Origin of the sequence: Paenibacillus sp. S28 (assembly GCF_016624415.1) — a bacterium.
Lineage (GTDB): Bacteria > Bacillota > Bacilli > Paenibacillales > Paenibacillaceae > Paenibacillus_AQ > Paenibacillus_AQ favisporus.
Window position 1 is genome coordinate 661761 of record NZ_JACVTM010000001.1, and the last position, 26414, is coordinate 688174.

23 protein-coding genes are annotated in these 26414 nt (G+C 51.0%); 18 read left to right on the forward strand and 5 right to left on the reverse strand.

Annotated elements, in window-relative coordinates; all coding sequences use genetic code 11:
• Window positions 1–31: 31 nt before the first annotated feature.
• From IAE55_RS02915 to IAE55_RS02960, 10 genes are all read left to right on the forward strand, one after another.
• Window positions 32–1090 (forward strand): hypothetical protein, encoded by a 1059-nt coding sequence (locus IAE55_RS02915; RefSeq protein ID WP_200630873.1) that lies wholly within the window; start codon window positions 32–34, stop codon window positions 1088–1090.
• 136 nt (window positions 1091–1226) lie between these two features.
• Window positions 1227–1847, forward strand: coding sequence for a TetR/AcrR family transcriptional regulator (locus tag IAE55_RS02920; RefSeq protein ID WP_234489250.1), 621 nt, complete (start codon window positions 1227–1229; stop codon window positions 1845–1847).
• Between the two features lie 19 nt (window positions 1848–1866).
• Window positions 1867–3090 carry a cytochrome P450 family protein gene (locus tag IAE55_RS02925; protein ID WP_200630874.1) on the forward strand — a complete coding sequence of 408 codons (1224 nt, stop codon included), beginning with the start codon at window positions 1867–1869 and terminating at the stop codon, window positions 3088–3090.
• A 263-nt stretch (window positions 3091–3353) separates the two neighbouring features.
• On the forward strand, window positions 3354–4121 hold the full coding sequence (locus tag IAE55_RS02930) for an ABC transporter ATP-binding protein (RefSeq protein ID WP_200630875.1): 768 nt from the start codon (window positions 3354–3356) through the stop codon (window positions 4119–4121).
• Window positions 4108–6039 (forward strand): FtsX-like permease family protein, encoded by a 1932-nt coding sequence (locus IAE55_RS02935; RefSeq protein WP_200630876.1) that lies wholly within the window; start codon window positions 4108–4110, stop codon window positions 6037–6039. The genes IAE55_RS02930 and IAE55_RS02935 overlap by 14 nt, the downstream gene beginning before the upstream one ends.
• 13 nt (window positions 6040–6052) lie before the next feature.
• Window positions 6053–6421, forward strand: coding sequence for a YxeA family protein (locus IAE55_RS02940; RefSeq protein ID WP_200630877.1), 369 nt, complete (start codon window positions 6053–6055; stop codon window positions 6419–6421).
• 56 nt (window positions 6422–6477) lie between these two features.
• The gene (locus IAE55_RS02945; RefSeq protein WP_200630878.1) at window positions 6478–8676 is read left to right on the forward strand and encodes a M1 family metallopeptidase; all 2199 of its coding nucleotides are present in this window, start codon (window positions 6478–6480) and stop codon (window positions 8674–8676) included.
• Between the two features lie 93 nt (window positions 8677–8769).
• The gene (locus IAE55_RS02950) at window positions 8770–9483 is read left to right on the forward strand and encodes a response regulator transcription factor (RefSeq protein ID WP_200630879.1); all 714 of its coding nucleotides are present in this window, start codon (window positions 8770–8772) and stop codon (window positions 9481–9483) included.
• Window positions 9480–10931 carry a sensor histidine kinase gene (locus tag IAE55_RS02955; protein WP_200630880.1) on the forward strand — a complete coding sequence of 484 codons (1452 nt, stop codon included), beginning with the start codon at window positions 9480–9482 and terminating at the stop codon, window positions 10929–10931. The genes IAE55_RS02950 and IAE55_RS02955 overlap by 4 nt, the downstream gene beginning before the upstream one ends.
• 103 nt (window positions 10932–11034) lie before the next feature.
• Entirely contained in the window at window positions 11035–11715 is a 681-nt protein-coding gene (locus IAE55_RS02960; protein ID WP_200631156.1) for an SUMF1/EgtB/PvdO family nonheme iron enzyme, read from the forward strand.
• A gap of 61 nt (window positions 11716–11776) precedes the next feature.
• Here the strand turns inward: IAE55_RS02960 and IAE55_RS02965 are convergent, their stop codons facing one another.
• Window positions 11777–13003 carry an epoxide hydrolase family protein gene (locus IAE55_RS02965; RefSeq protein WP_200630881.1) on the reverse strand — a complete coding sequence of 409 codons (1227 nt, stop codon included), beginning with the start codon at window positions 13001–13003 and terminating at the stop codon, window positions 11777–11779.
• A 64-nt stretch (window positions 13004–13067) separates the two neighbouring features.
• A complete protein-coding gene (locus IAE55_RS02970) occupies window positions 13068–13514 on the reverse strand; it encodes a MarR family winged helix-turn-helix transcriptional regulator (RefSeq protein WP_200630882.1) in 447 nt (148 codons plus the stop codon).
• A 185-nt stretch (window positions 13515–13699) separates the two neighbouring features.
• Here IAE55_RS02970 and IAE55_RS02975 point away from each other — a divergent pair, with 185 nt between their 5' ends.
• Window positions 13700–14626: a VanW family protein gene (locus tag IAE55_RS02975; protein WP_200631167.1), complete on the forward strand. Its 927-nt coding sequence runs from the start codon at window positions 13700–13702 to the stop codon at window positions 14624–14626.
• Between the two features lie 48 nt (window positions 14627–14674).
• On the opposite strand, the gene pdxR is transcribed toward IAE55_RS02975, so the two are convergent.
• The gene (pdxR, locus tag IAE55_RS02980) at window positions 14675–16111 is read right to left on the reverse strand and encodes a MocR-like pyridoxine biosynthesis transcription factor PdxR (protein WP_200630883.1); all 1437 of its coding nucleotides are present in this window, start codon (window positions 16109–16111) and stop codon (window positions 14675–14677) included.
• A 163-nt stretch (window positions 16112–16274) separates the two neighbouring features.
• Here pdxR and IAE55_RS02985 point away from each other — a divergent pair, with 163 nt between their 5' ends.
• Both IAE55_RS02985 and IAE55_RS02990 read left to right on the forward strand, forming a co-directional pair.
• The gene (locus IAE55_RS02985; protein ID WP_145945927.1) at window positions 16275–16550 is read left to right on the forward strand and encodes a hypothetical protein; all 276 of its coding nucleotides are present in this window, start codon (window positions 16275–16277) and stop codon (window positions 16548–16550) included.
• Window positions 16551–16803: 253 nt separating this feature from the next.
• Window positions 16804–18036 carry an RICIN domain-containing protein gene (locus tag IAE55_RS02990; RefSeq protein WP_200630884.1) on the forward strand — a complete coding sequence of 411 codons (1233 nt, stop codon included), beginning with the start codon at window positions 16804–16806 and terminating at the stop codon, window positions 18034–18036.
• Window positions 18037–18077: 41 nt separating this feature from the next.
• Here the strand turns inward: IAE55_RS02990 and IAE55_RS02995 are convergent, their stop codons facing one another.
• Window positions 18078–19385, reverse strand: a complete 1308-nt coding sequence (locus IAE55_RS02995) for an S-adenosylmethionine decarboxylase related protein (RefSeq protein ID WP_200630885.1) — start codon at window positions 19383–19385, stop codon at window positions 18078–18080.
• Window positions 19386–19618: 233 nt separating this feature from the next.
• Here IAE55_RS02995 and IAE55_RS03000 point away from each other — a divergent pair, with 233 nt between their 5' ends.
• Window positions 19619–20002, forward strand: coding sequence for a YkvA family protein (locus tag IAE55_RS03000; protein WP_145157360.1), 384 nt, complete (start codon window positions 19619–19621; stop codon window positions 20000–20002).
• Window positions 20003–20085: 83 nt separating this feature from the next.
• Here the strand turns inward: IAE55_RS03000 and IAE55_RS03005 are convergent, their stop codons facing one another.
• Entirely contained in the window at window positions 20086–20955 is an 870-nt protein-coding gene (locus IAE55_RS03005; protein WP_200630886.1) for a helix-turn-helix domain-containing protein, read from the reverse strand.
• A gap of 133 nt (window positions 20956–21088) precedes the next feature.
• On the opposite strand from IAE55_RS03005, the gene IAE55_RS03010 reads away from it, so the two are divergent.
• The 4 genes from IAE55_RS03010 (at window position 21089) to IAE55_RS03025 (ending at window position 26378) form a co-directional block, all read left to right on the forward strand.
• Entirely contained in the window at window positions 21089–21850 is a 762-nt protein-coding gene (locus tag IAE55_RS03010; protein ID WP_200630887.1) for an SGNH/GDSL hydrolase family protein, read from the forward strand.
• Between the two features lie 62 nt (window positions 21851–21912).
• Complete coding sequence (locus IAE55_RS03015) at window positions 21913–24222, forward strand: response regulator transcription factor (RefSeq protein ID WP_200630888.1); 2310 nt, start codon at window positions 21913–21915, stop codon at window positions 24220–24222.
• Between the two features lie 221 nt (window positions 24223–24443).
• Entirely contained in the window at window positions 24444–25478 is a 1035-nt protein-coding gene (locus IAE55_RS03020; RefSeq protein ID WP_145157364.1) for an ABC transporter permease, read from the forward strand.
• Between the two features lie 15 nt (window positions 25479–25493).
• Window positions 25494–26378: a carbohydrate ABC transporter permease gene (locus tag IAE55_RS03025; RefSeq protein WP_145157365.1), complete on the forward strand. Its 885-nt coding sequence runs from the start codon at window positions 25494–25496 to the stop codon at window positions 26376–26378.
• Window positions 26379–26414 lie beyond the last annotated feature (36 nt).

Genomic DNA, 26414 nt, shown 5'->3' on the forward strand with positions numbered 1-26414 from the left:
GACCGAAATCCACGGCATAAGGAGGAGAAACATGAGTTTGCTGTCATTTTTGAAAAGATTGCTGGGTTCCGGTTCGGCTTCCGGAGATAGCTCAAAAGAAGGGAATAAGGGTCACGGGTTTGATACACCCATACCACCATACATAGGCATCACCAGAGAGATACAAGGCTTATCCGATCTCATCATACGATTGGAGAACGCGCTGGGAACGGACTATATGGAGCACGTAAAGCAGCGGGTTATGGAGCGCCATCCCATCAGCCACACCCAATATCAATGGATGCTGCTTGAAGTGAAGAGGTTCTTTCTCATATGCGCGATTCTCAAGCAGGTTCCCATGTTCAGTAAAGATGCCGACCTGATCTGGCATGAAATGCTGATGTTTACCCGCGATTATGATCGCTTCTGCACCACATTTGCAGGACGGTTTATTCATCATCAACCTAACGTGGCCTACACGAATGATAAAAAGTTGCAGGAAGAAGAGAGGGCACGGTATGATTTGATCTACAGCATGCTGTTTCACATTTATCCGGCAAACGAGGCACTTCTGAATCCGTTTTTCCAATTTAAAATCGATGAAGAGTTCTTTCAAACTTTCGACAATTTAAACGATCAAGAGATCCGAAGCCGATATTTTCAGAGCAGTTCCGATGCCGCAATCGAAGCCATTCACCTGGCCATCATCGGCTCGATCCGAAAACATTATCGGGACGTCAAATCAGCAAAACCCGGCACATTGAGAGCAAGCCGTCCTTTGCCTCCCAGAAGCGGCCGGGGTCAATCCACCGGCATCCGCCGCAGTGAAGAGAGCGGGGTGACGGTAGATCCGTTCAGCTCCATTCTGTTTCTGACAGCCATGGATACGGATCCTTGGAATGATGACAACCCTTCGGGCGACTGGAATCCTTCAGACAGCGATCCTTCGACCAATCCAGGGGTGGACGATTCAGGCCCATCTTCGGACAGTGACAGCCCTAGCGGCGATGATTCCGGTAATTCGTCCTGCAGTTCGTCCAGCGATTCTTCCTGCAGCTCGTCCTCGTGCAGCTCCTCATCCTGCAGTTCCTGTGGAGGGGGAGGAGACTAGGAAACCTGTACCCCTGTACCTTCAAAAAATCCTTCTGCTTTCTGCAGGTGGATTTTTTTGTCATTTATATTGACCGAGAGGTTAGCATGCTGTATGATTTTACTAACCAATTGGTCAGCATAATCAAAAAGAGGTGATGAGACTGCCGATACAGCTCTACGAACAGGAGAAAATTTTGCAAGCCTGCTTAACTGTGTTTGCACGCAACGGTTACAAAAACACTTCAACGGAAATGCTGGCGGCTGCTGCCGGGATCTCCAAAGCTTTGATCTTTCATCATTTCACGAGTAAGAAGAAACTGTATCTTAGCTTAGTGGATCACTGCTTTAAGAAGGTCCGAACCGGTATCCATTTTGATGAGCGGACTACGGAACATGCTGATTTTTTTACAGCCATCACGGAGTTAAGCCGTGCGAAGCTCGGCTATTTTCGCGAGCATCCGGATGAATGGAAGTTGGTATACGAAGCATTTTATGCCACACCTGATGGCTTGAAGGAGGAAATTGAGGATAAGTACGGCCAGGTGAGCGAAGCGCGGAATGCTATGTTGGCACAGCTTTTTGACAAGGTTCCCCTTCGTGAAGGCGTAAATCGAACGTATGCATTCGAGCTTGTCATGTCCGTAACCAGACATTTCGAAACGAAGTTTCTGAATGAGACCAAGGGGATGAGCCATATTGACGAAGCCTATACCCGCAGCCTTATGGAGGAATTGGAAGCTTTTTGCGACATGATCCGATACGGTATGGAAAACTAAAGTGAAGAGGTGAGCGGCCGTGAAAGACATCACTAGCAGTGATTTAGTGGCACCGGAAACGATGCGTGATTTCAACGTGTTTTACCAAAAATTGGCCCATCGTCAGGAAAGGCTTTACCGGCTTGACGACTTTTTTGGCATGGGCGAAGCTTGGATAGCTTTTCGGTATGAGGATGTCTCAGCGATTTTGAAAGATCCCCGGTTCCTTTCGGACCGGCGAAAGTTCCCTTCACAGCAACAATCTTCACGTGAGAACAGCTCGGTCAATGAATTGCTCGAATGGTTCAAAAACATGCCTAATATGCTCATGGTGGATCCACCCGACCATACCCGGCTCCGGCGTTTGGTGTCCAAAGCATTTACGCCCCGAATGATTGAGGATCTGCGCCCACGCATCCAACAAATCGCCGACGAGCTGCTGGATAAGGTGGCTAGCAGGGGCAAGATGGAACTCATTTCTGAATTTGCTTATCCGCTGCCTATCATCGTAATCTCGGAGATGCTGGGAATCCCCGGCCATCATCAGGCGCGCTTTCGCGAGTGGACCCACAAGCTGGCCCAAGGCGCGCTGAACCCCGGCCAAGCAAACTTGGTTCAAGAAGCCCTCCATGAGTTTATTGATTACATTCAATCTTTGATTTCCGAAAAGAGGGTGACCCCCGGTAACGATGTTATAAGCGGTTTGCTGCAGGCCTATGACGAGGGCGATAAACTTAACGAGAACGAGCTGCTCTCTACCATTTGGCTGCTCATTACGGCAGGACATGAAACGACCGTGAATCTGATCGGCAACGGAACCCTGGCACTGCTTCAGCATCCAGAACAAATGCAGCTGCTTCGCGAGGATCCAGCCCTTCTGCCGGCTGCGGTTGAGGAGCTGCTCCGGTATGCAGGTCCGGTTATGATTACGGGCCGGGTTGCAGATGAAGATATCGAGATCCATGGTACACTCATTCGAAAAGGCGAGATGGTTATGGTTTCGCTGGCCGGAGCGGATATGGATGCAAGCCGATTCGACGCGCCAGAGCGGCTGGATATCACAAGACAAGAAACCGATCATTTGGCGTTTGGCAGAGGAATCCATCTATGCTTGGGAGCACCCCTTGCCCGCATGGAGGGACAAATCGCGTTCGGCTCGCTATTGCTGCGCTTTCCCAACCTGCGTCTCGACGTGAAACCGGAAGACCTGGCATATCACTACAGCACGCTGCGATCCTTGGTGAGCCTTCCCGTCAGCTTTTAAAAGCTTATTCATATCCATCTTAGAGAAAAAGTCCGCGAAATGCGGACTTTTTTCTTTTGCTTTCAATTTATTGATCAACTCGTCTGGAGACAGGCGAGTTTTTATTTGTGACGGCAGCTCATAAAGATTCTTTCCGTTTTGTTGCGCCTTCTAACAATTTAAGGTTCCTGTAAGGTTGGGATTAACATGCTGAAAGGTTCGGGATTTAACATAAATGATGTAAGCAATAAGGAACGAATACAACCCAATTGAAGGAGATACTCATGAAAACGATACTGCAAGCGGAGAACGTCAATAAAACCTTTGGCACCAAAGGAAACCAATATACGGCACTGCACAATATCAGCCTTAGCATCGAAGAGGGCGAATATGTCGGCATCATGGGACCTTCCGGTGCTGGGAAATCCACCCTGTTGAACATTTTTTCGACGATCGACACGCCGACTTCCGGGGAAATCATCATTGATGGGCACAACATCGTGACTATGAATGAAGAAAAGCTGTCCGATTTCCGCCGGAATAAGCTCGGCTTTATTTTTCAGGACTATAACCTGCTCGATACGCTCACGGTCAAGGAAAACATTCTGCTCCCGCTGGCCCTGTCCAAAGTACCGGCAGTGGAGATCGAACAGCGGGTTAACGAGATTGCCGACACGTTTGGAATTCGTGAAATCCTGGATAAGTACCCGTACCACATCTCGGGCGGACAAAAGCAGCGGGCAGCGGCTTCCCGGGCGATCGTGGCCAATCCGAGCCTGATTCTGGCGGACGAGCCGACTGGAGCGCTCGATTCGAAGTCGGCCACCCGCCTTCTGGAAAGCTTGAGCCGGCTGAATCAGGCAAATCGATCCACCATTATGATGGTTACGCATGATGCGAATGCGGCGAGCTACTGCAAGCGGGTTATTTTCATCAACGACGGCCGGCTGTTCATGGAACTCCGTAAGGATGATCTACCACGAAAACAGTTTTTTGGCCAGATACTTGAGGTTCTGGCTACGCTTGGAGGTGAGGAAGATGACACTGTTTAATATCGCCGGCAAAAACATCCGGAATAACTTCAAACATTACTTTCTGTATTTTGCATCGATGATTTTCAGCATCGTTATTTATTTTACGTTTGTGTCGTTGAAGTACGATCATACCATTCAATCGGCATCGGACGGGTCGCCGAAAATCAGCTCGGCGTTCAGCGGAGCGGCCGTCGTCCTGATCGTCTTCGTCGCCATCTTTATTTGGTATTCGAATTCGTTTTTTACGCGTAAGCGCAAAAAGGAAGTCGGACTGTATTCATTACTCGGCGTCCGAAAAAAACAGATCGGCCGCATGCTCTTTTATGAAAATTTCCTGATGGGCGTCCTGGCGCTGCTCGTCGGGATTGCGCTCGGATCGTTGCTCAGCCGTTTTTTCGTCATGCTTCTGATGAACGTGATGGGTTACGACGCCATGCCGAACTTTACCGTTTCGCCGGCAGCTATCCTGAATACGATTACCGTGTTTTTGATCATTACGCTGATCACTTCGGTGCAAGGCTACCGCATGATTTACCGGTTCAAGCTGATCGAGCTGTTCCGGGCGGACCAGGAGCGGGACAAGGAACCAAGGTCATCGGTGTGGATTGCGCTTCTATCGGTTGTGCTTGTTGGTTTCGGCTACTGGCTTGCGCTGCAAAACATACTGACTTCACAGGCATGGAAGACGATTGGTGTGCTAGTGACCCCGCTGGTTATCCTGGTCTCGGTTATTCTCGGCACCTATCTGCTCTTTAACACGTTGACCGTTACGCTGCTGAAGCTGGCCCGCAAACGGAAAAGAAGCTATTGGCGGGGGCTGAATCTGATTGGAACTTCCCAGCTTTTGTACCGGATGAAAGGGAATGCACGCACGCTGACGATCATCGCCGTGCTGAGCGCAACGACGATGACGGCGGTCGGAACGGCATACAGCTTGTATTACAATAACCGGATCAATGTGGCGCTGGCGAACCCGAACAGCTACATGTTTATCGGAGGGGATAAAGCGGCAGATAACAAAGCAGATCAGGCGATCGAACAAGCTCCGGGTCACAAAGTGATCTATCATGAGTCCGTTCCATTGCTTGAAGTGGATGCCGACACAACGGGACTGGGGCAAACAGCCGGCTCCAATGATCAGACGTTTACGGTGATATCGAACCACTCCTTCAACAAGCTGGCCAAGCTGCAAGGACGGGACGAAGTGCTCAGCCTTCAAGGCAGCGATGCCGCGGCTCTGGAGCCTGGGTATATGAAGGGGATTTCACCGGCATACGAAGGTTCTACCATTTTGCTGACTGGAAAGGGAATCCATGAACAGATCCATTTTACCGAATTGAAAACGTACAGCGTGCTGAACCTAGGGACCGTCTATTCAACCCTGGTTGTCAGCGACGATTTGTTTGCGGCGCTCCAGCCGAAAGCCAAGAGCTTGACTGTTCAAGCGTACGAAGTTACGCATCAGGAAAACGCAAAGGAACTGACCAAGCAATTGGAAAGCGTACTGCTGGAGACCGCCGGCCTGGCGAGCTTCTATAGTGATTATGCACGGGGAATGGAGTCAACCGGACTGATGATCTTTATGGGCGGGTTCCTTGGGCTCGTGTTTCTGGCGGCGACGGGCAGCATCATTTATTTCAAGCAGCTGACGGAAGCGAGCAGCGACAAAGCCCGGTATTTGATTTTGCATAAAATCGGCGTCAAAAAAAGTGAAATCCGCAAATCGGTCGCCAAGCAGGTGCTGTTTGTATTCGCGCTGCCCCTTGCAGCAGGCATTGCCCACTGCGCCGTGGCCTTATCGGCCTTATCGAATCTGATGATGACCAGCCTGGTCGTTCCCGTCGTCAGCTGCATGGGCATTTATATTTGCATTTATCTCGTTTATTATTTCCTGACCGTCAACAGCTACTACAAAATCGTTACGAATGTAAAGTGAGGAGTGGATTGAAGTGAAAAAAGGACTCATCGCAATAGCGGTCATTTTGATCGTACTGGTCGGATTCGTCGTATTCATCCAAAACGTAAATTTGAACCGCCTCGGCGCGCAGCAGTATTATGTGCAGATTAACCAAGACGGAAAACGTTTCGAAGACAAATCGGACAACGGGGAGAAGTACGTCTACTACGAATACACCTTGGATGGCTATAATCCAAGCGGGAAAGAAAAAGCTCTGACTTTTACGGCACAGAAGGAACTGCGCAAAGACGCTTATTTGCGGATTTATGTAAAAGGGGATGAGGTCAGTTCCTATCAAGAAGTGAAGGCCGATGAGCTGCCGGAAGGAGCGAAGCAGAAGCTGGACGATGCGGGGAACTAATCTCTCTGCGTGAACCACGATTTATTCAGTAAAACTTTCTAAAGGGAGAGAATCCGATGTATCGCACGACTTTAAAAACCGTATCCCAAAAAGCGCTGGCGTATTCGCTTGCTTTGACGCTGGCAGCTTGCCCCATCGCAGGTTCATCTCAGTTGCTGGCCGCCCCTGGAGCACCTGCTTCCTCATCCGCCGAAATTGCACAGGTTCATGCTCCGGTTAAGTATCAGATCAACGCGCGGCTGGACGAGAAAACAATGCGTATTCAGGGAAGCGAATCGGTCACCTACCGGAACTTGTCCAAGGATACGCTCCAGGAGATCATATTCCACACATTTGCCGACGCGAACCGATCCACAGCGACCCAAACGTCGATGTTTGAGCGCAATAATGAGGAGATCCGGAAGGAGAATCCGCAGAAGAAGGCGGAAGACTTTCTGGGCGGGATCGACATCCGGAGCGCTGCAGTCAACGGCCAATCCGCGGAGTTTACGAACAGTAACCAGGCATTGACCGTTCATCTGAAGCAGGGTTTGAAACCAGGCGAATCGGTGACAATTCAAATCGCCTTTGACGTCAAAATCCCGTACGGAATGCAGCGTCTGTCGTACTACAAAGATATCGTGAACGGCGCGCATTGGTTCCCGGCCGCGTCGGTCTATGACGAAAGCAAGCATCAATGGGACAAGACGCCGTACAGCAAAACCTTCGAAACCGATTATTATGACTCCTCGGATTTCGAAGTACATTTGAATGTACCCGACTCTTATCAAATCCTGATGCCAGGGACCATGACTTCACAGGAAGTTCCTGAGGAGCCGGGAAGAAAAGTGATTACCACGACTGTGCTTAACACCAGGGAGCTTGTCTTTTTTGCCAGCCCGAATTACAAGGTGGAGAGCGTGACACGTGACGGCCTGACGGTTGAATATTATTATTTCGATAATATGCCGGACAAGAAAAAGCTCGTGGATCAGTACATCGACGCTGCTTTTGATGCGATCCGTTTTTTTAACGAAAGATATGGCAAGTACCCTTATCCGGAATTCCGAATTGCAGAATCCTATGTAGAGGGGGTTGCCGTCGAATTTTCCCGGGTCATTCAAATGGGGCAAATTGCGGAGAACAGCGATCCGGCGCATGATGACGTATTCGTGCATGAAATCGCCCATCAATGGTTCCATGCCCTGATCGGCAACAATTCGGAGACAGAGTCGTTTTTGGACGAGGGATTTGCCGACTTCTCCAAAGTATATTTTGCGGAAAAACGAGGCGATGCGCTTGGCGGATTCAAATCAATCCAGATGGATGACTTGTCGTCCATTGACAAACCGATCGCTTCAACCAATGCAAATGCGGGAGATGAAGAGAATCCGGTCTTTTACGGAAAAGGACGTCAAGCAATTTACCAGCTGTACCGTACGGTGGGCGAGGAGAAATTCGATGCGTTCATGAGGGAATACTTCAAACGCTTTGAATATAAAAATGCCACGATCGACGGTCTGCTGCAGACGATTCAGGATACGCTCGGAAATGTTGCACGGCAGGAAATGGACCGGGCGCTGCACGATCCGAATTTTACATTAAAGCCTGAATACCGGCTGTCCGAGGCGGAAGAATCCGCGTATTGGCATGAGCAGTTCAAAAGCATCTATCACTCGTCCCTGACCCAGATTCCCAATCTTGGGGAGGAAACGATGAGCCGCATTGTGGATAAGGCGCTTCAGGGCGAACCGCTGACGATCGTGATGAGCGACCAAGCCGACGACAGCGCACACAAGCAGGAGCAATCGATGCTGGAGCAGCTGCAGGGTTCCCTGCAATTGATGGGAATTCATGCCGACGTCATTACAGAGCGTCACATACTCAAGAAGCAAATGGAGAAGGAGCTGGCCGCCAGCAACATGATCGCCATCGGCAGCGCCGGGTCGAACGGCTTAATCCAGGCGCTGAAGCCCGGCATCATGCAAAACGCAAAGTCGATCGGTCTGAACTGGACGAGCTTGATGGGACAAAAAGCAGCTTCAGGCGCTTATATCGTCAAGCATCCTTACAATCAAAACCGTCTGCTGCTGCACTTTTTCTGGAACGGTAAGGCGCTCAGCAAACCGGCTATGAAGGTTTTTCCTGCTAAGATGTTAAATGCACTCAGCTTCAGCACGGATTACTACCAATATTATGTTATGAATGCGTCAGGCAAAATCACGTCAGACCGGAAAACCACCAACCCGTTGGCTCAGTTTTTCGCGCAGGAATGAGATGGACAGTGTTTCAAAAGGGGACAGCGGCTTGAAAATAGAGTTATAGTAGATGGCAGGGTGGAAATGATGAAGAAAGGAGGTACAGAACGTATGCCGCAAAGTCAGAAAGTGCTAATCGTCGATGATGAAGAAGATATCGTCAAGCTTTTGAAAACCGTTCTTCTGAAGGAAGGCTTCGAGCATGTATTTGCCGCTTTTTCCGCGAAAGAGGGTTGGCAGCAATTTCAGGACCAGCGCCCTGACGTCGTCATCCTGGATATTATGCTGCCGGACGGAGAAGGCTATGACGTCTGCAAGCAAATCCGCAGCGTTTCGAATGTACCGATTTTCTTCCTATCGGCCAAGACGGAGGAAATCGATAAAATACTCGGTTTTGCTATCGGAGGCGACGACTACATTACCAAACCGTTCAGCCCGAAGGAAGTAGCATACCGGATCAAAGCCCGCTTTCGGAGGCAGGAGGCTGCCTCTGAAGATGTGGACAAAGAGCATATTGTGCAAGCAGGCCCCTTTGTGTTTGACGAGCAAAAGATCGAACTGAAGAAAAATGGTGAAATCATCGAGCTGAAGCCGAAAGAGCTGGGATTGTTCACCCACTTGCTGAAGCACCCGAACCAAATTATCAGCAAAGAAAGCCTGTATGATCAGGTTTGGGGCGAAGATTCCTTCGGGTATGACAATACCGTGATGGTGCACATTCGGCGGCTCCGGGAAAAAATCGAAGACGATCCCTCCAATCCGCAGTATTTGGTCACAGTGAAGGGTCTTGGGTACAAGCTGGCGCTGGAGGGCGCGAAGCGATGAAATGGAGGCTCACCGGAAGATACCTGGTATCTGTAGTTCTTATCGTCGTCATCGTCATTTTCATGAATATCGTGGTTGTGACCGGTCTTTATTTAAACCAGTTTGCCTTTCCCCATTTTTCTTTTCAAAGCAAACAGAATAATCCGGATTTGATTACCCGGTCGTTCGGCAAAGAAGTGATCCTCTCCGATTCGGGGATGACCATTACAGGTGAAGGGAAGGAACTTCTTGACCGTAACCAGGCCTGGATCCAGGTTTTGGATGAGAACGGTCGGGAGGTCTACGGTTACCACGTACCCCCGGATGCAAAGACCAAATATACGCCGATGGATATGGTTCAGACCTACAAGTATATGGAAAAAGAGCTCATGTCGACCGTTTTTGTGGGGGAAAAGCAGGGCAAACAGCAGCGCTACAGCTACTTAATCGGTTTTAAAAATACTTATCTGGAGCGCAACGTCTTAACGTACGATATTCGCTCCGTGGTGCATTTTTTCAAAATCGGAAGCTTGGCCGTCATTGGGGTCGACGGATTTATTGCGCTGTGCATCGCTTATCTGTTCAGCAAAAAACTGACCCGGCCGCTTCATACGCTGATCGATGGAATCAAGCAGCTCGCCCACAAAAAATATGGGGTTCATTACGAGCCCCAAGGGGTTTACAAAGACGTGTTCCATCATGTCAACCTGCTGAGCGCGGAGCTGGAAGCCAGCGAAGCCGAACGTAAAAAGCTGGACCGCATGAAGGAAGAATGGATTGCCAACATCACGCATGATATCAAAACGCCGCTGGCTTCGATCCAAGGATACGCCGAAATGATGAGGGACAAGGATTATGAGTTTACGACCGGAGAAATGCGCGATTACGCGGAGATCATCGAACAGAAATCCCACTACTTGAAAGACGTCATTGAAGATTTGAACTTGTCCACCCGCCTTAAAAACAAAAATATTACGCTTAACCTGAAGAGCGTCAATCTGGTCAGCCTGGTGCGCAGCGTAATTATCGACGTGCTGAATGATCCCCGATACAGCGGCAGGAACATCGATTTCAGCTACAGCGAAGAGACTATTCAGGTAAAAGTGGACGACCTCCTCATTCGCAGGGCCGTCAGCAATTTAATATACAACGCGATGGTTCACAATGCAGAGGATACAGTCATTGAGGTTGGGGTTGAGAAAACGGCGGATTCGGTGACGATGATCATAGAAGATCATGGGAAAGGCATCTGCAAAGAGGAACTGGACCGGATTTTTGACCGCTATTACCGCGGGACCCATACGGGCGAGAAGCATAAAGGTTCAGGACTGGGGATGGCCATCGCGCATGATATCGTGGAAGCACATGGGGGAGAGATCCGCGTCACCAGCGAGCTCCATCAAGGAACGAAGATCGAGATTAGACTTCATCCGCTTCCAGAAGTTCACAAATCCGATGAGATCCTATAAGATAAAGATTCCTATATCATTTGATGGATGATAAAGAGTCAAGATTCATGGGAGGCAGAGTTTGAAGTTGGCTGAATGGATGACGAGTCTAGGCGAATATTCGATGATGCGTATTCCAGAGGGAGACGTTGCGCTTAGGGATGACAGGGTTAATAGATCATGGAACGTCAAGCTGGATGCCTTTTTCATGGCACCCGTCCCGGTAACGAATGCATTCTACGACGCCGTGCTGCAGCATAAAACCCGCACGCACGAACGTGTGAAAGCACCAGTCACAGGGGTATCATGGTACGAAGCAGTCTCATTCTGTAATACGCTGTCCCGGCAAGCGGGACTGGAGCCTTGTTATGAGATTGCCGATGAGGGCGAGCGTGTCATCTGGAATCGGGAAGCGGACGGCTATCGTCTGCCTACGGAGGCCGAATGGCAGCATGCATGTAAAGCAGGCTCTCAGGGCTACCGGTACGGCGAATTAGAAGAAGTCGCCTGGTTCCAGGAGAATTCCGATGGCATGACGCATGAAGTCGGAGGCAAACTGCCGAATGCGTGGGGGCTATACGACATGCTGGGAAATGTGTGGGAATGGTGCTGGGATCTGTATGACAAAGAGGTGTATGGATCCTATCGCATATTCAGGGGAGGCAGCTGGGCGGAAGAAGCAAGGGGCTGCGGAGCGACATGCCGCCGGCGCAGCCACCCGACGTTTCAGATCGACGACCTCGGATTTCGCCTGGCCCGCTCGATATTCTCCCGTAACGGAGATGGGCATCGGCCAATCGGATAAGCTGCCTGTCCTATACAAATCATAAGAGAAGGGCCACCCTTTGCGGGCGGTCCTTCTTCGGTTACCGGCGGCCGTGAAAGGTCCGGCGCAAATCTTGAACCCACAGCTCAGGAACTTCCCACGGTATAAAGTGGCCTCCTTCATCGTGGGCAGTAATATTGACGTGGTTATACCACGCTGCGCGGTCGGTCTTGAGAAAATGCTCCACGCGTTGATCGGTCGTCACCCCCGGCGGATTTTCATAACCCACGAAAGTGATGCCGGTCGGTGCTTCAATAACAGGCAGGCGTGAATGGGAGGGCTCCCATGGATACCGGTTGTTATTGGCATACACGCGCATTGATGTTTCGATGGCGTTATTGACCCAGAAAATCGTGGCGTGCGTCAGTAGATCGTCCTTGGAGAACACTTGTTCAATGCTGCCTTTGTTGTCGCTCCACTTGATCCAGCGTTCGAGGATCCAGGCGAGCATGCCGACAGGTGAATCGCTGAGCCCGTAAGCGAGGGTGCCGGGATCCAGAACGTGTACGGCAAGATGCGAAGCAAACTTACGGTCCAGCTCCAACATTTGGCTCCGGATCTCTCCAGGCAGGTCTTCCGGAATCGGACGTCCGCCGGCATAATCCCAGGCGCGTTCCCCGTTAAAGAAGTCCAATTTGAGTGCCGAACCGATATGAATACCATACAGCTCGGCTCCGTATTTATGCCCGAGCTGACCGGTGATCAGCGCGCCGACATCGCATCCGGCAGCAGCATATTTTTCGTACCCGAGAATGTCCGTCATGAGGATGTGCCACAGATCGGCCATTTTCCAGAAGTTCATATCCGGATGGTCCGGAAGCGGAGCAGAGAAGCCAAAGCCCGGCAGCGAAGGGACGATGACATCAAAAGCATCGGAGGGATCTCCTCCATGCGCACCCGGGTCCGCGAGCGGATCCACTACTTTAGACCAATGCCAGAACGTCCATGGCCAGCCATGGGACAAAATGAGGGGAACCGGGTTTGGCCCCACTCCAGGCTTGCGCATAAAATGGACAGGCACACCGTCGACTTTGACTTGATAATGCTCATAGGCGTTGATAGCCTTCTCGGATTTACGCCAGTCGAATTCGTGAATCCAGTAATCCACGAGCGCTCTCAGTTCATCGCGGCGTACGCCGTAGTAACCGTCTTCGTTCCCTGCATCCAGGGGCCATCTGACGGAGGTAAGACGACGGTTCAGATCGTTCAGTACCTCTTCGGAAACATGGATGGGACTTGCTTTAAGCGGAAATTCGGCATGGGTCATAGTTATCCTCCTCTGACGTGATTTGGAACTGACGATAGGGCGAACGATTCAAGCGCAACATCCGCTACGCGTCGCCAGCAATCTCGACCAGCCGCCTCAATGCCGGGATGGCGTCAGCTATCGCCTGACTCTCTTCTCTCGTAAGGTTTTCCGCGAAACCGGCAATCCGACTGATCCGTTCCAGACGCCGGGAATCGATCACGTTAGCTCCCTGCGGGGTAATATGTACGAGAACTACGCGGCCGTCATTCGGATCGGATCTTCGTTCTACGAGACCATCCCGCTCCAGCCGGGTTACAATTTGCGTGATCGCCGACTGGGTCACCTGCTCCGTGGCGGTCAGCTCCGTCAGGCGCATCGGACTGCTCAGTGTCAGTGTGTGCAGTACCGACAATGTGGTAAAGCTCAGCTTATCAATGGAAGGCAGGCGGATGTTGATTCGGGTCAAGCTTTCAATCACTTTGACGAAATCGGCGATGTCCAGTTCTTTGGAAACATGTTTATTTTTCATGACTTTATTATATTAATAACTTATATAAATGTCTAATACAAAAATGAAGATGCTTGAATAATGGAAGTGAATGATATCCGTGGAATCGCATCATAATAGCAGGATGAAAGCAGGATCTGCTCCAAACACCATGATGAAACGAGTGATGAGGCTTGAGATGGACATCCGCGGCATGCCTCCTGTTTATGCTGCTGCATAATCCGACCGCAGATCAAGAACAGGCACAGGACAAGCTTACGGTCACCCATGAAGGAAAAACCATCTCCGTGCTCAATCGTGACGCGCACAGCTTGGGGGTGTTTCCTTTACTGGACAAGGAACAATATAATGCGTGGGTCAACGAACTGGACCGGAAAACCTATAAGGAAGCGCAAAACGCCAGTTTTGACGCCGGGGGGCGCATTGTCGAGGGGAAGAACGGATACAAGCTCGACCGCAGGGCTTTTTTAATGAAATATTATGCGTATCTGTACGAAACGAACGGGCCGGCCACGATTGAGGTTCCGACGTACCCGGTATATCCGAAGGTCGATACGGAACTGCTCGCGTCTTTGCGTTCGAAGCAAATCGGTTATTATATTACTTACTACAACGCCGGCAACCAAGACCGCTCGCATAATATTGCTCTGGCGGCCGAAGCGATTGACGGTACGGTCATCTTTCCTGGTGAACGGTTCTCATTTAACCGGGTGGTCGGCATACGAACAACCGGCAGAGGATACCGCAGGGCTGCCGTCATTGTGCGGGGCGAGCTATCTGAAGGCGTAGGAGGCGGCATCTGTCAGGTATCCTCCACCTTGTTTAATGCCGCCGATCGCGCAGGGCTGAAGATCGTTCAGCGATATTCCCACAGCCGTCACGTTCCCTATGTGCCATCGGGCAGAGATGCAACCGTAAGCTGGGGAGGACCGGATTTTGTTTTTGACAACGCGTACAACCAGCCGGTCCTTCTTCGCGCGTTTGCGGGCGGCGGCAGCATGGCTGTGTCCATATTGTCGTCTGATGTGATCGAATACTTCCCGAAAAAGGTCCCCAGCATATCTCATCATCTGCCGGAAGAGGTGCGCGACATCACCGCAAGCCAAAGCCCCGGCCATCAGAAGAAAAATTAGACCACAGGCTTGCCTTGAAGAAGCCTTCATAGTCCAAACGGAAACAAGTTAATTCCTTAAGCTGTGCAGCGCACGGGCAAATCCGGCGATGCCTTGTCCAATGCATTCCGTCTTTGCACGCGCGAACGTAAACCGGACGAATCCGGCATCCGAACCGTACACGCTTCCAGGCACGAATACGACGCCGTTCCGGATCGCTGCTTCCAGCAGCTTTGCGTCATTGACTGGCTCAGACAGCTTGCACCATAAATGATGACCGCCCTTCGGAATCACGAATTGAATCACCCCCGGCAGTTCCTTCCGCAGCGCTTCGATCAGAAGATCGCGCTTATACATCAGATTTGTCCGCAGGCGGCCGAGATGAGGTTCAAAAAAGTCCGATTCCAAAAACTGCGCCGCCACCTGCTGGGGAATGACGCTAAGTCCAAAATCCATCTGCTGCCTGGCATCCGCCAATCTCTGCACGACGGAATTCGGAGCAACCATCCAACCGATCCGCAGTCCCGAAGCGGCGATTTTGGAGAAGGATCCGATGTAAATGACAGACCCCGACGTATCTATTGATTTTAAAGGCATGCGTGGTAAGCCTTCGTAATCGGTTAGGCTGTAAGGATCGTCTTCGATGATCGGCAGTCCGAGCTCGCTTGCGGTTTGAAGGAGCTTGTGGCGCCGTTCGTCGGCAAGCAGCGTACCGGTAGGATTTTGAAAATTCGGATTCGTAAATATCATCTTGATGCGGTGTTTTTTGTACAGTCCACGAATTTCTTCCGGCCTCATGCCGTCCTGATCTACGGGGAGCCGGAAGATCCGCAGTCCCGCCGACTGGAACATCGGCAGCGAATAATAATAGGATGGGTCCTCTATAGCAACGGCGTCGCCTGGGGACAGCAGGCAATGCGTAATTAAAAATAAGGACTGCTGAGACCCGGATGTAATCAGGATGGATAATTCCGTCGCCTGAACCCCGCGGTATTCGGCCAAATATCGAACCAGAGCTTGCCGGAGCGGGATATATCCCTGCGGGTTGTCATATCCCAAATACGATGCGTACTGATGGCTGCTCATGATTTCGCTGATTTCGCTTGTCGGGGCCAGATCGGCCGCAAGTTCTCCACTTGCAAAATCGACCAGGGAGGGATCCAGGCTCAGAGCTTCCCGAATTCTCCGGAGAAATGGAAGGTTCGGAAGAAAGCTCCCGCCTTCGGCATACCTGTTCCAGTTTGGTGTATGTTTCGGTGAAGCACCCCACTTAAATTGGCTCACCCGAGTTCCGCTGCCGGAACGGCTTTCGATGATCCCGAGCGAACGGAGTTCCGCAAAAGCCTGTACGACCGTGCTCCGGTTTACGCCGATCTGCTCAGCCAATTTCCTTTCTGAAGGGAGCAGGCTGCCGGGCGGAAATTCCCCAAACGAAATTCGCCGCTCGATGTGGTCGGCGATTTGCTGATATAATGGTTTTTTACTTTCTCGGTCAAGACCCCACATCCGTTTTCACTTCCTCGAACAACAATTACGACACATTTTTATTATCCTTTCCAATATATCTTATTCGCTTAACGATTTCCGTCTTTTTCTCACTGAAAGTTTTGCGTTTTCATGAACACGGCCCGTTTCATTTAGTGAAATGGATGGTCAGGGAACGATTGCAATGGCTGGTGTGTTCACGTCCGATGGTGATTATAATGAAACTGCAACAAATCTACTTGACGGGCGGGTGAACAGCATGGTCTGGCTGATGGTTTTTGCCGTGATCGTATTAATATGGGGACTCTTCGCAACGATGAGAATTGGACAATCCCAAAGCAATAAAGAACAAAATCCACAATACTTCCAGGATACGGGCAAAAAATGGTTTAGGCTTCTAGGCTTCTACGTAATTAGCATCGTTGCGGCAGCTATAATTATTGTGATTTTGATCAAGTGAATAAACAGAGGTAAATGATGAATGAATTGTAAATAAATATAAATAAAGGTTGTTAATGTTATCCAAACCGGATATACTAGCTATGTAAGCGCTTGCTTTAGTAGATTGAGACTTCTAGATTTCCCTGCCGCTGTACCATACCAAGCATAAAGCGAGGTGATTAACGTCCCGTAGGCGGGCTCTTTAATGATGCAGGTCTGATTTTCCTTATAGTGTCTGTGACGTTTTCCCAATTTGATGAGGAGGGAACAAGATGCTGAAAAAAGGATTATGCGGAATCATCATGGTCAGTCTTTTGATTGCTTTATTTCCTGTCAAACAGGTGAGTGCGGCTCCGAACTGGAAGCTGGTATGGAGCGATGAATTTGACGGAACCGCGCTGAACCGTTCCAATTGGACTCCGGAGATCGGCACGGGCAGCGGCGGATGGGGAAACAACGAGCTTCAATACTATACGGACCGGTCGCAGAACTTGCAGGTTACCGGAGGAAATCTGGTGATTACGGCAAGAAAAGAATCATACGGCGGAATGAACTACACTTCGGCACGTATCAAAACGCAAAATCTGAAATCCTTTACCTATGGAAAAATAGAGGCTAGGATCAAGCTGCCTTCCGGACAAGGGCTGTGGCCGGCGTTCTGGATGCTGGGCAGCAACATCAGCACGGTCGGATGGCCGTACAGCGGGGAAACGGACATCATGGAGAGAGTTAATAACAACCCTTATGTTAACGGCACCGTTCACTGGGATGCGGGAGGGCATGCGGAATACGGCAGAGTTTCGGGCAACCTCGATTTTTCCCAATACCATGTGTACAGCGTCGAATGGGATTCGAAGTATATCCGCTGGTTCGTTGACGGACAGCAGTTCAATGAATTTTATATTGAGAATGGCACCGGAAATACCGAGGAATTTCAGCGGCCGTTCTTCCTGCTCCTGAACTTGGCGGTCGGCGGCAACTGGCCGGGGGCTCCGAACGATTCGACGCCGTTTCCTGCTCAAATGCTCGTGGACTACGTCCGTGTATATCAGGACAATGGCCAGTCCAGCTCAATCAGCAACGGAGTTTATACTTTGGCCTCCAAGGCGAGCGGAAAAGTAATGGATGTCGTTGACGTGTCCATGGCCAGCGGAGCCAAAATCCAGCAGTGGACGAATTATACCGCCACCAACCAGCAATTCCGGATCGAAAGCACGGGTGACGGTTATTACAAGCTTACTGCCGTGCACAGCGGCAAAGTATTGGATGTGCCGAATTCGTCAACGGCATCCGGCGTCCAGCTGCAGCAGTGGGATGATAACGGGACAAACGCTCAGTGGTGGAGCATTGTCGACGTAGGCGGAGGGTATTATAAGCTGGTTTCCAAAGTAAACGGACTCGTCGTTGACGTGTCCGGTTCGTCCACGGCGGATGGCGCGGCCGTTCAACAGTGGACGGATAACGGAACGGACGCCCAGAAATGGGCCTTGACCAAAATCAATTAAGGCACAAACAAGCAGTCCGTATTCGGACTGCTTGTTTGTGTTTACGAGACTGAAGCTGGCAGACCGTTTGGCCCGCCGCCGCTGGAACCAGGTTTCCGTTTCATTCGATCCAGCAGCATTCCGTCGGAAGACGGGTTCTCCCCCACGACAAAATCCTTCATGTAATAACTGAGATAATCCCCGTAGCGGCTATCCGTCTGCATAAGGAGTTCGTCCACAAAATAGGCGCCATTAGGTAGATCGTCTTTCAGCAGTGTACTTAGGGCGCCATAAATCCCGCATGCAACCTGAAAATATGTGGCGTTGGTATGGTAGATCGGAAAAATTTCATCGCTGCTAAGGACATTGTACATATAGCGTTCCTTATCCGGATAAACGAGCAGAACACCCACCAAATCCTGTCCACCAACTTCGACGACGGAAGGATCCAGCACCTGATGATTCCAATCCCACAAATCGTCTATGGTGTCCAAATGGCCGCGAATTAAATCAATGGTGTATTCGCTAACACGGTATATAAAGCCCGTTTCAAGATCAAAAGCATGTCCAAGCGACAGAACCTCCTCATGCGGCATAAGAGATCCGTAAAACTGCTTATCCCCTAGCGTAACTTTGAATTCAAGCTCATAGACGGGAAGCTGCATGATAAACGGAATCTGTCGTTTCATAAAAACCGGATAGTTCAGTATCGCTTCATCGAGAAAGCATTCGGGTGACCACGTGGAATAAATCGTTTTGTCTTTGAGCAGAGAGGGGTCTTTATACAGGGAGTCGTCATGTTCAACAATATAGCAAGCCACCGGCTTTTCACCGGAGTCCTTTTTCATGAGCTGAATAGCCATCCACTGCACCACACCCGGATTCATCCCTGAGCCAATGATGGCTTTCGAATTCGCAACTGATTTCCGTCCTTCTTGAAACACATGATAGCGCTCGAGCAGGGAATACTCAGCAAGATTCTCGATCTCATCAACGGCAGGACATTCCAGCGCCGTGTTGATATAATGGACTCCCGCTTGATCGCAGCAATGAAGCATATCAACCGAATCGGCCCATGACACATCAATCACATGCGTCGTACCGGTTTCAGACAAATGCAGGCGGAACCGGTCCAGATCGGTTAGATCGAATTGGTGCAGTGCTGCTTGTTGAATCAACTGGGGCATAAATGAGCCGTAGTATGTCAAGTCTTGTTGATCTAAATCTATCAAGTGAATTTTGCTGTGCAAAATGAATGAATGGATCGGATCCCGGGTGTCTCCGAAGGATTTCTCTAAAACGGATAGAATCGCTTTCGCGACACCGCCTGCACTGCCAAGTATCGTAATCACAGTCCTCGGTTTCTTCATGATGTTCAACTCCTTTCTATCTTTACCGTATTCATAGATTGATAGAAAGGATTGTTCGTGAACCTATCATTGCTGTTTTTTTATAACCAACCACTTATGAAAGTATAAAGAACCACCGGGGATTCCCCGACATTTTCGATTTGTTATTCCGCTGTGATTTCAATTCCTGTGGTTGGAAATGATGATAGTATAGAGGAAATGAGTCATAACAAGCCAAAGGGAGAATGGAAGACATGATGGAACAGCTGAAAGCTTGGGCCAAACAATTAAAAAGGCAGGTATTTGTACTCTATTTCGCCTATCGCGACAAACGTTCGCCATGGTATGCAAAGCTGTTTTCCATGTGCGTCGTTGCCTATGCATTCAGCCCCATAGATTTAATACCGGATTTCATACCCGTTATTGGCTATGCGGACGATTTGGTTTTGATTCCGCTGGGAGTATTGGCTGCTATAAAAATGATGCCTGGTGAGGTCATTGAGGATGCCAAAAAGAAAGCGGATGCTCGCATGAACCAAGGGAAACCGGTGAATTGGGCTGCAGGTGGCATGATTATTTTATTATGGGCTGCTGTACTGGCAGTGGTATTGACTTACCTGTATAACCGTTTGAAGTAACCCGCTGATGCACAACAGGGCCTTCCGGCAGGATTCGGATCGCCCGCCCAATCGCTGCTTAAACCATGGTTGTTCCCCCGTATTTATGAATCCTGCAGCTTTTCCCGATACTCCGATGGCGTACAGTTGTAAACCTTGCGGAACTGGCGGGCGTAATAGTTCTGGTCCCGAAAGCCGCTTTCGAGCGCCACCTGGGAAATGGACAGGTTTGGATGGCGAAGCAGCGTGCAGGAATAGTCCAGGCGCTTGCGTATGACATAATCCATCGGGGTTGTGTGATAGTTGCGCGTAAAGACGCGCTGAAACTGGCGGGTGGACAGGTAGGCTTTGTCGGCCATCGCTTGCAGGGTGATCGGCTGGAGAAAGTGCTCTTCAATGTAAGTGACGGCTTCACCGATCCGCAGGGCCTTGTTATCATCAGCTCCGCTGCCGATCTGATAATAGCGGGAGAGCAGGCCGACGAGAGCGGTAAAATAAGAGCGAATCATCAGACGATAGCCCTGCGGCTGCAGCTCATACTCGGTTAAAATCAGGTCAAGCAGTTTTGTCGCTTCCTGCAGCTGCGCTTCGTTCAGCGTAAGCATGCCCTTGAAGTTCATTTCCTTGCGGTAAAATGGTTCGATGTAGAAGAGCGCTTGAAAGCCCGGAAGCAGCCTAAGCTCGGACAGCTGCAGAAGCTGCTCGGGCTGGAACATGACGTTGATGTATTCAATCCCGTCGACGTTTTTGTAACCGTGGGATACGCCGCTGTGAATCAAGAATACCTGGCCGGCTGTAACGGGGTATTCCCTCCCTTCAATGATATGAACGGCGCTGCCCTGCAAAATGACGACGAGTTCGGAAAAATCGTGGCTATGTACAAAATATTCGTGCGTTAGCGGACATTTCTGGATGCGGAACGTAAAACCCGGCTCGAGCCCGATGTCCGTGGCAAACAGTCTGGTGGTCATCATGTCCATATTATGCTAAACAATGTCGGCATCGTCAAGGCGAAGAGCGGCGTCCCGCGATACCATTAAGATTACAGGCCGACGCATGGCAGATCGATACGTCATCGGCTTAGAGAATGTCAATGGGGAGGTACCTATGGATTTAAGGTGGAATGAAAGATCGAATCAGCCCGTGAAGCCGGTTATTCTTTTTCTGGGGGACAGCATTACGGCCAGCGGTCATTATATCCGGTATACCGAAGCTTGGCTCCGTCAGCATCGGCCGACGATGGACATGAAGCTGGTTCCATGCGGCGTTCCCAGCGAAACCGTGTCGGGACTCAGTGAGGCGGCACACCCGTTTCCGCGTCCTTGCGTACACGATCGGCTTCGGAACGCGCTGGATACGGTATCGCCCGGGATCGTGGCCGCCTGTTACGGGATGAACGACGGGATTTACCATCCTTACTCCGAGGATCGTTTTGCTGCCTTTCAAGAGGGGATGTATCGTCTAGCCGAACGCAGCCGAGAGGCAGGAGCCAAGGTGGTGTTCATGACGCCGCCGCCGTTTGACCCACCCTCCATGAACGCCGAACTTCTGCCCGAAAGCGCGCCGGATTTCAGTTATCTCACACCATTCCGGGAGTATGACCGCGTCCTCGAACAATATTCCGCATGGCTTCTGTCTGCGGGCGATGTGGCCGGCCAGATCATCGACTTACGCAGTCCGCTGCTGGACTATATAAAGGAACAAAGGGCACTGAATCCTGCTTATCGTTCAGGGGACGGTATTCATCCGAACCGTGCCGGGCACTGGGTTATGGCGCGTACGTTTCTCAAGGAAATGTTCGGCGCGGCACCCAGTGTTATTCCCGATGTGGATGCGATTTCGAGATCGCTTGCTGAAGAAACGGATTGACACCTAAAAATCAACCGGATTATAGTTAGGTCACTCCAACAATCGGGAGGGAGAGAGGTACGATGAACTTGCTGCAAATGCTGCGTACGCGGAAATATTTACAGCGGATCTTGCTCAGCTTTATGCTCGTAGTCGCCACGCTGGCGGTGGCCTCCCTATTTATGAACGCCTTCGCACGCGACAAAGTGCTCAGCCTTCAGAACGAAGCCGACCGCAAGCTGCTGACCCAAATCAACTATAATATTGAAAACATGAACGGCATCGTCAAGGACCTGGCGGTATCCTTGTACAACGACGAAGAGCTGATCGCACTGAAATCCGGAGCGGATTACAAGCAGAGCATTCTGAAGATCGAGCGCCTGAATCAGACCGTAGCGGCGTCTCCGTATCTCCACGCTGCCGTCTTTTACAACGGTGCGCAGCACCGGTTTTTCTCATCGCTCAACCATGATATGGACAACAGGCTGCTGTATCAAAGGCTGGGGGATTATATGTCGTCCCGCAGCGACCTGCCGAAGCTCCAGTTGATTCCGATGGATCTGGACGGCGGAAATGAAGGGATCGATGTGTTCGCCTTCTTCATTTATGACGGACCGTCCTTAGGTTCCGTAAATGATAATGTCCTGATTTTGACCGTCAAGCCGGGATGGATGCTGGATAACGTGAAAGCGCTTAATCGTGTTGCGGAGCGGGAGAACGACATGCTGTTCGTGACTGACAGTGACGGGCGCATGCTGATCTCCAACGACCGGTCGCTGCCGGAGGGGCTGAGCGTCAAAAAGGATTTGCTTCCGCGAATCCAATCTACCGGGAGTACGCTGGACTCTTTTATCTATAAGCACGGTTCGCATAAATACAAGGTGACGTATTTGAGCAAAGGGCTGAACAACTGGCAAATCGTCAGCCTCCAGAATTATAACGACGTGCTCGGCAGCGTCCGGCAGATGAAATGGACGGAGATGGCCGTGACGCTGTCCGTTGCGGTCCTGGCTGTGCTGCTGTCCGTGTTTTTTTCGCTGCGGCTGTATAAACCGGTCGGTCAGCTGCTGACGCTCGTTCCGCCGCAGCGGCGCGATGCTCCCCCGGCGAAGGATGAGCTGTCGGTCATCGCCGCCAACGTAACGGAAATGATCGGAAAGCTGAAAGGGCTCGAGCAGGAGAGGGCATCCCAGTGGAACATCGCCAAGGTCTATCACCTGCGCAGCCTGATCGGTCTCAGCGAAGGCGTACACGAACTGGAGTTTCGGCGGATCAGAGAGCAGTACGGGCTCGATATCGCGTATCCGTCAAGACTCCGTCTGGCTCTGGTCCAGATTGACGACGTACAGAGCCTTGCCCCCGGCCAGGGATCGCAAGCAGAATCGCTGCTGTATTTCGCCATAGCCAATATTGGCCAGGAACTGCTCCACAAACACGGATCCTGCGAAGCCGCAGATATGAAAAGCGGGCATCTCGTCTTTATCGTCGGCGGCGAATCCAGGGATTTAGCTATGCTTGCTGACCGCTTTCGGGAGCTTCAGCACACCATCCTTCAATATTATCGGGTTACCTTCACGGTAACGCTCAGCGACCCGTTTGAAGACTACCGCGAAATCACGGCGCATTATAACCTGGCTGTCCGCCACGCCAATTACCGCATGGTTTTTGGCAAAGGTGCGGTGCTAGAGCCTGAGCGGGTCCGAAGCTGCGAGGCAAACGATACGTTCCGCATTCCGCAGGAATTGGAGCGGCGCCTGACGGAAGGATTAAAGAGCGGCGATCTGGAAGAGACGGAGCAGGCGATCCGGAGCTGGAGAGAGCTGATCGGAAGATTCAGCTTCGAGAATATGTACTCTGCGCTGCTGCATCTGGCGGTTACGCTCAGCCATACGCTGGGAGAGATGAACCATCACAATTTGAACCCGGTATCGGTCAACGTTCAGGCCATCAACCGGCGCATTCTCGAGAAAGAAACGTTGGATGAAATCGAAACGGTGCTGCTCGATGTCGTCCGCGAGGTATTCGAACAGCGGCGGAACGGGCGTGAAGACAAAAACAGGCTGCTTGCCGATACCGTGAAAGAAATTATCGACAAGCATTTTGCCGATCCGGATCTCAACGTGCAGCGGATCGCCGACATGCTGAAGATGAGCTCGGTCTACATCGGGCAGGTGTTCAAGGCACAGGAAGGAACGACGGTCGTCGATCAGATTAATGCCACCCGCCTGGCCCGTGCCCGAACGTATTTGGAGCAGCAGGAGCTGACCGTTGTGGAAATTATGGAAAAGGTCGGCTTCGGCAACGAAAGCTATTTTTACCGCTTGTTCAAACGCCGATACGGAACCACACCCAAGGAGTACCGCCTGAAATCTGCCATAGAGAGAAGCATATGAACCTGATGAAGACCCGCACGGGAGAACCGTTTTCCTGGCGGGTCTTTTGCATGCCCAAGAACGGCTGCAGGCTTGTAAATACAGGAATCCGGCATCTATACAGCCCGCCAGTACAGTGATCCTGCAATTGTACAGTACGCAGCAGTAAGGGTTTTACGTTATCGTTAGACGTGCAAAGCCTGACACCAGGCAGAGCGCAAAGGAGGAAAGGGGCTTACGATATGTTGAATAAGGTTTCTCTGGCGGGTGACGCAGAAAACAGACGGATGGAGCCAGAACTCGGACAAACCGGATTGCTACCCTCACCGGACGTGCCGCCAAAGCAGCGCAAGCAAAAATCGATCATCCGGAAGGAGCTGCGCCATTTCCGTAACAACCGGGAGCTGTTCCTGCTCTCATTGCCGGGAATATTGTATAAGCTGATATTCGCCTATATTCCGATGGTGGGGCTCATCATCGCCTTCAAAAATTATCGGTACGATCTGGGCATCTTCGGCAGCAAATGGGTGGGACTCGATAATTTCCGGTATTTGTTTTCTACGGATACGGCTTGGCGGATTACGCGCAACACGGTGCTGTACAATGCCGCCTACATCTTGGTGACCACCGTGGCTGCACTGCTGCTTGCGATCCTGATGAACGAAATCAAGCAGAAATGGAGCAAGTTTTATCAGACCGCCTTGTTCCTGCCGCATTTCCTGTCCTGGGTCCTGGTCGGTTACGTCGCGTATGCTTTTTTGAACCATGCGGACGGGTTGATCAACCGGACGCTGCAAGCGTTTGGGATGGATCCGGTCAGCTGGTATCAGAACGCGGCTCCTTGGCCGGTCATTCTCATTCTGGTTCATTTATGGAAGGCCGTCGGTTTCAATACGCTTATCTATTTCGCGGGAATTTTGGGAATTAACGGAGAATATTACGAAGCGGCGCGGATCGACGGGGCGACCAAATGGCAGATGGCCCGCAAGATCACCATTCCGCTGCTGTCGCCGCTGGTCATCATACTGCTGATTTTGTCCATCGGCAACATGTTCCGCGGTGATTTCGGTCTGCACTACTTCATTCCGAACAACTCAGGTTTCCTGTATGGATCCACCGATATTATCGATACTTACGTGTACCGCGCACTGCGGGAAATCGGGAACGTGAGCATGTCGGCGGCAACGGGCTTTTACCAATCGGTTGTCGGCTTCGTACTCGTTCTGCTGGCCAACGGCATTGTGCGCAAAATCAATCCCGACCATTCTTTATGGTAAGGAGGTGACGTAAAGTTGACAAAAACATTGGAGCTGTCGAAAGTATTGATCAACCTGCTGTTTATCATCCTGTCCGTCATGGTCGTGCTGCCGTTTCTGCTCGTCATCGCCGTATCGCTTACGGATGAGAAGGCATTGTCCCGGGACGGCTATCAATTCATCCCCAAATCGTTCAGTCTGGAGGCTTACCGCTATCTGCTGGATGCCCCGGACGTGATGATCCAGGCATACGGGGTTACGATCACCGTCACGGTGATCGGATCAATCGTCGGCCTGCTGCTGACCGCGATGACCGCTTACGTCATTTCCCGGCCGGATTACCGCTACAACCGGATGACGACCTTTTACGTATTTTTCACGATGTTGTTCAGCGGGGGACTCGTTCCTTCCTATATTCTAATGACCCAGTACCTGCACCTCAAAGACAGCCTGCTTGCACTCATACTTCCGGTGCTGCTGTCGCCGTTCAACATCATGGTCATGAAAGGATTCATGTCCAAGATCCCGCTTGAGATCATCGAATCGGCGAAAATGGATGGGGCGAGGGAATTCCGGATTTTTTTCCGCATCATTCTCCCTTTGTCCACGCCGGCATTGGCTACACTGGGCCTGCTGATCTCGTTCTCTTATTGGAACGACTGGTTTAACGCGATGCTGTACATTGACGATCCGGGTAAGGTGCCTCTGCAGCTGCTACTGGTCCGGACGCTGAACAGCATTGAATTTCTCACGACGAATACCGAGTTTGCGACGCAGCTGGGCATCGACCTGGCGAGCTTCCCGAACAATTCCGCCCGGATGGCGATCGCCGTGCTGGCCGGCGGACCGATGCTGATCATCTTCCCGTTCTTCCAGCGGTTTTTCGTGAAAGGGCTTACGGTTGGCTCCCTCAAGGGTTAACATACACGCAAGCGATTATAAAAACAGGAGGTCACA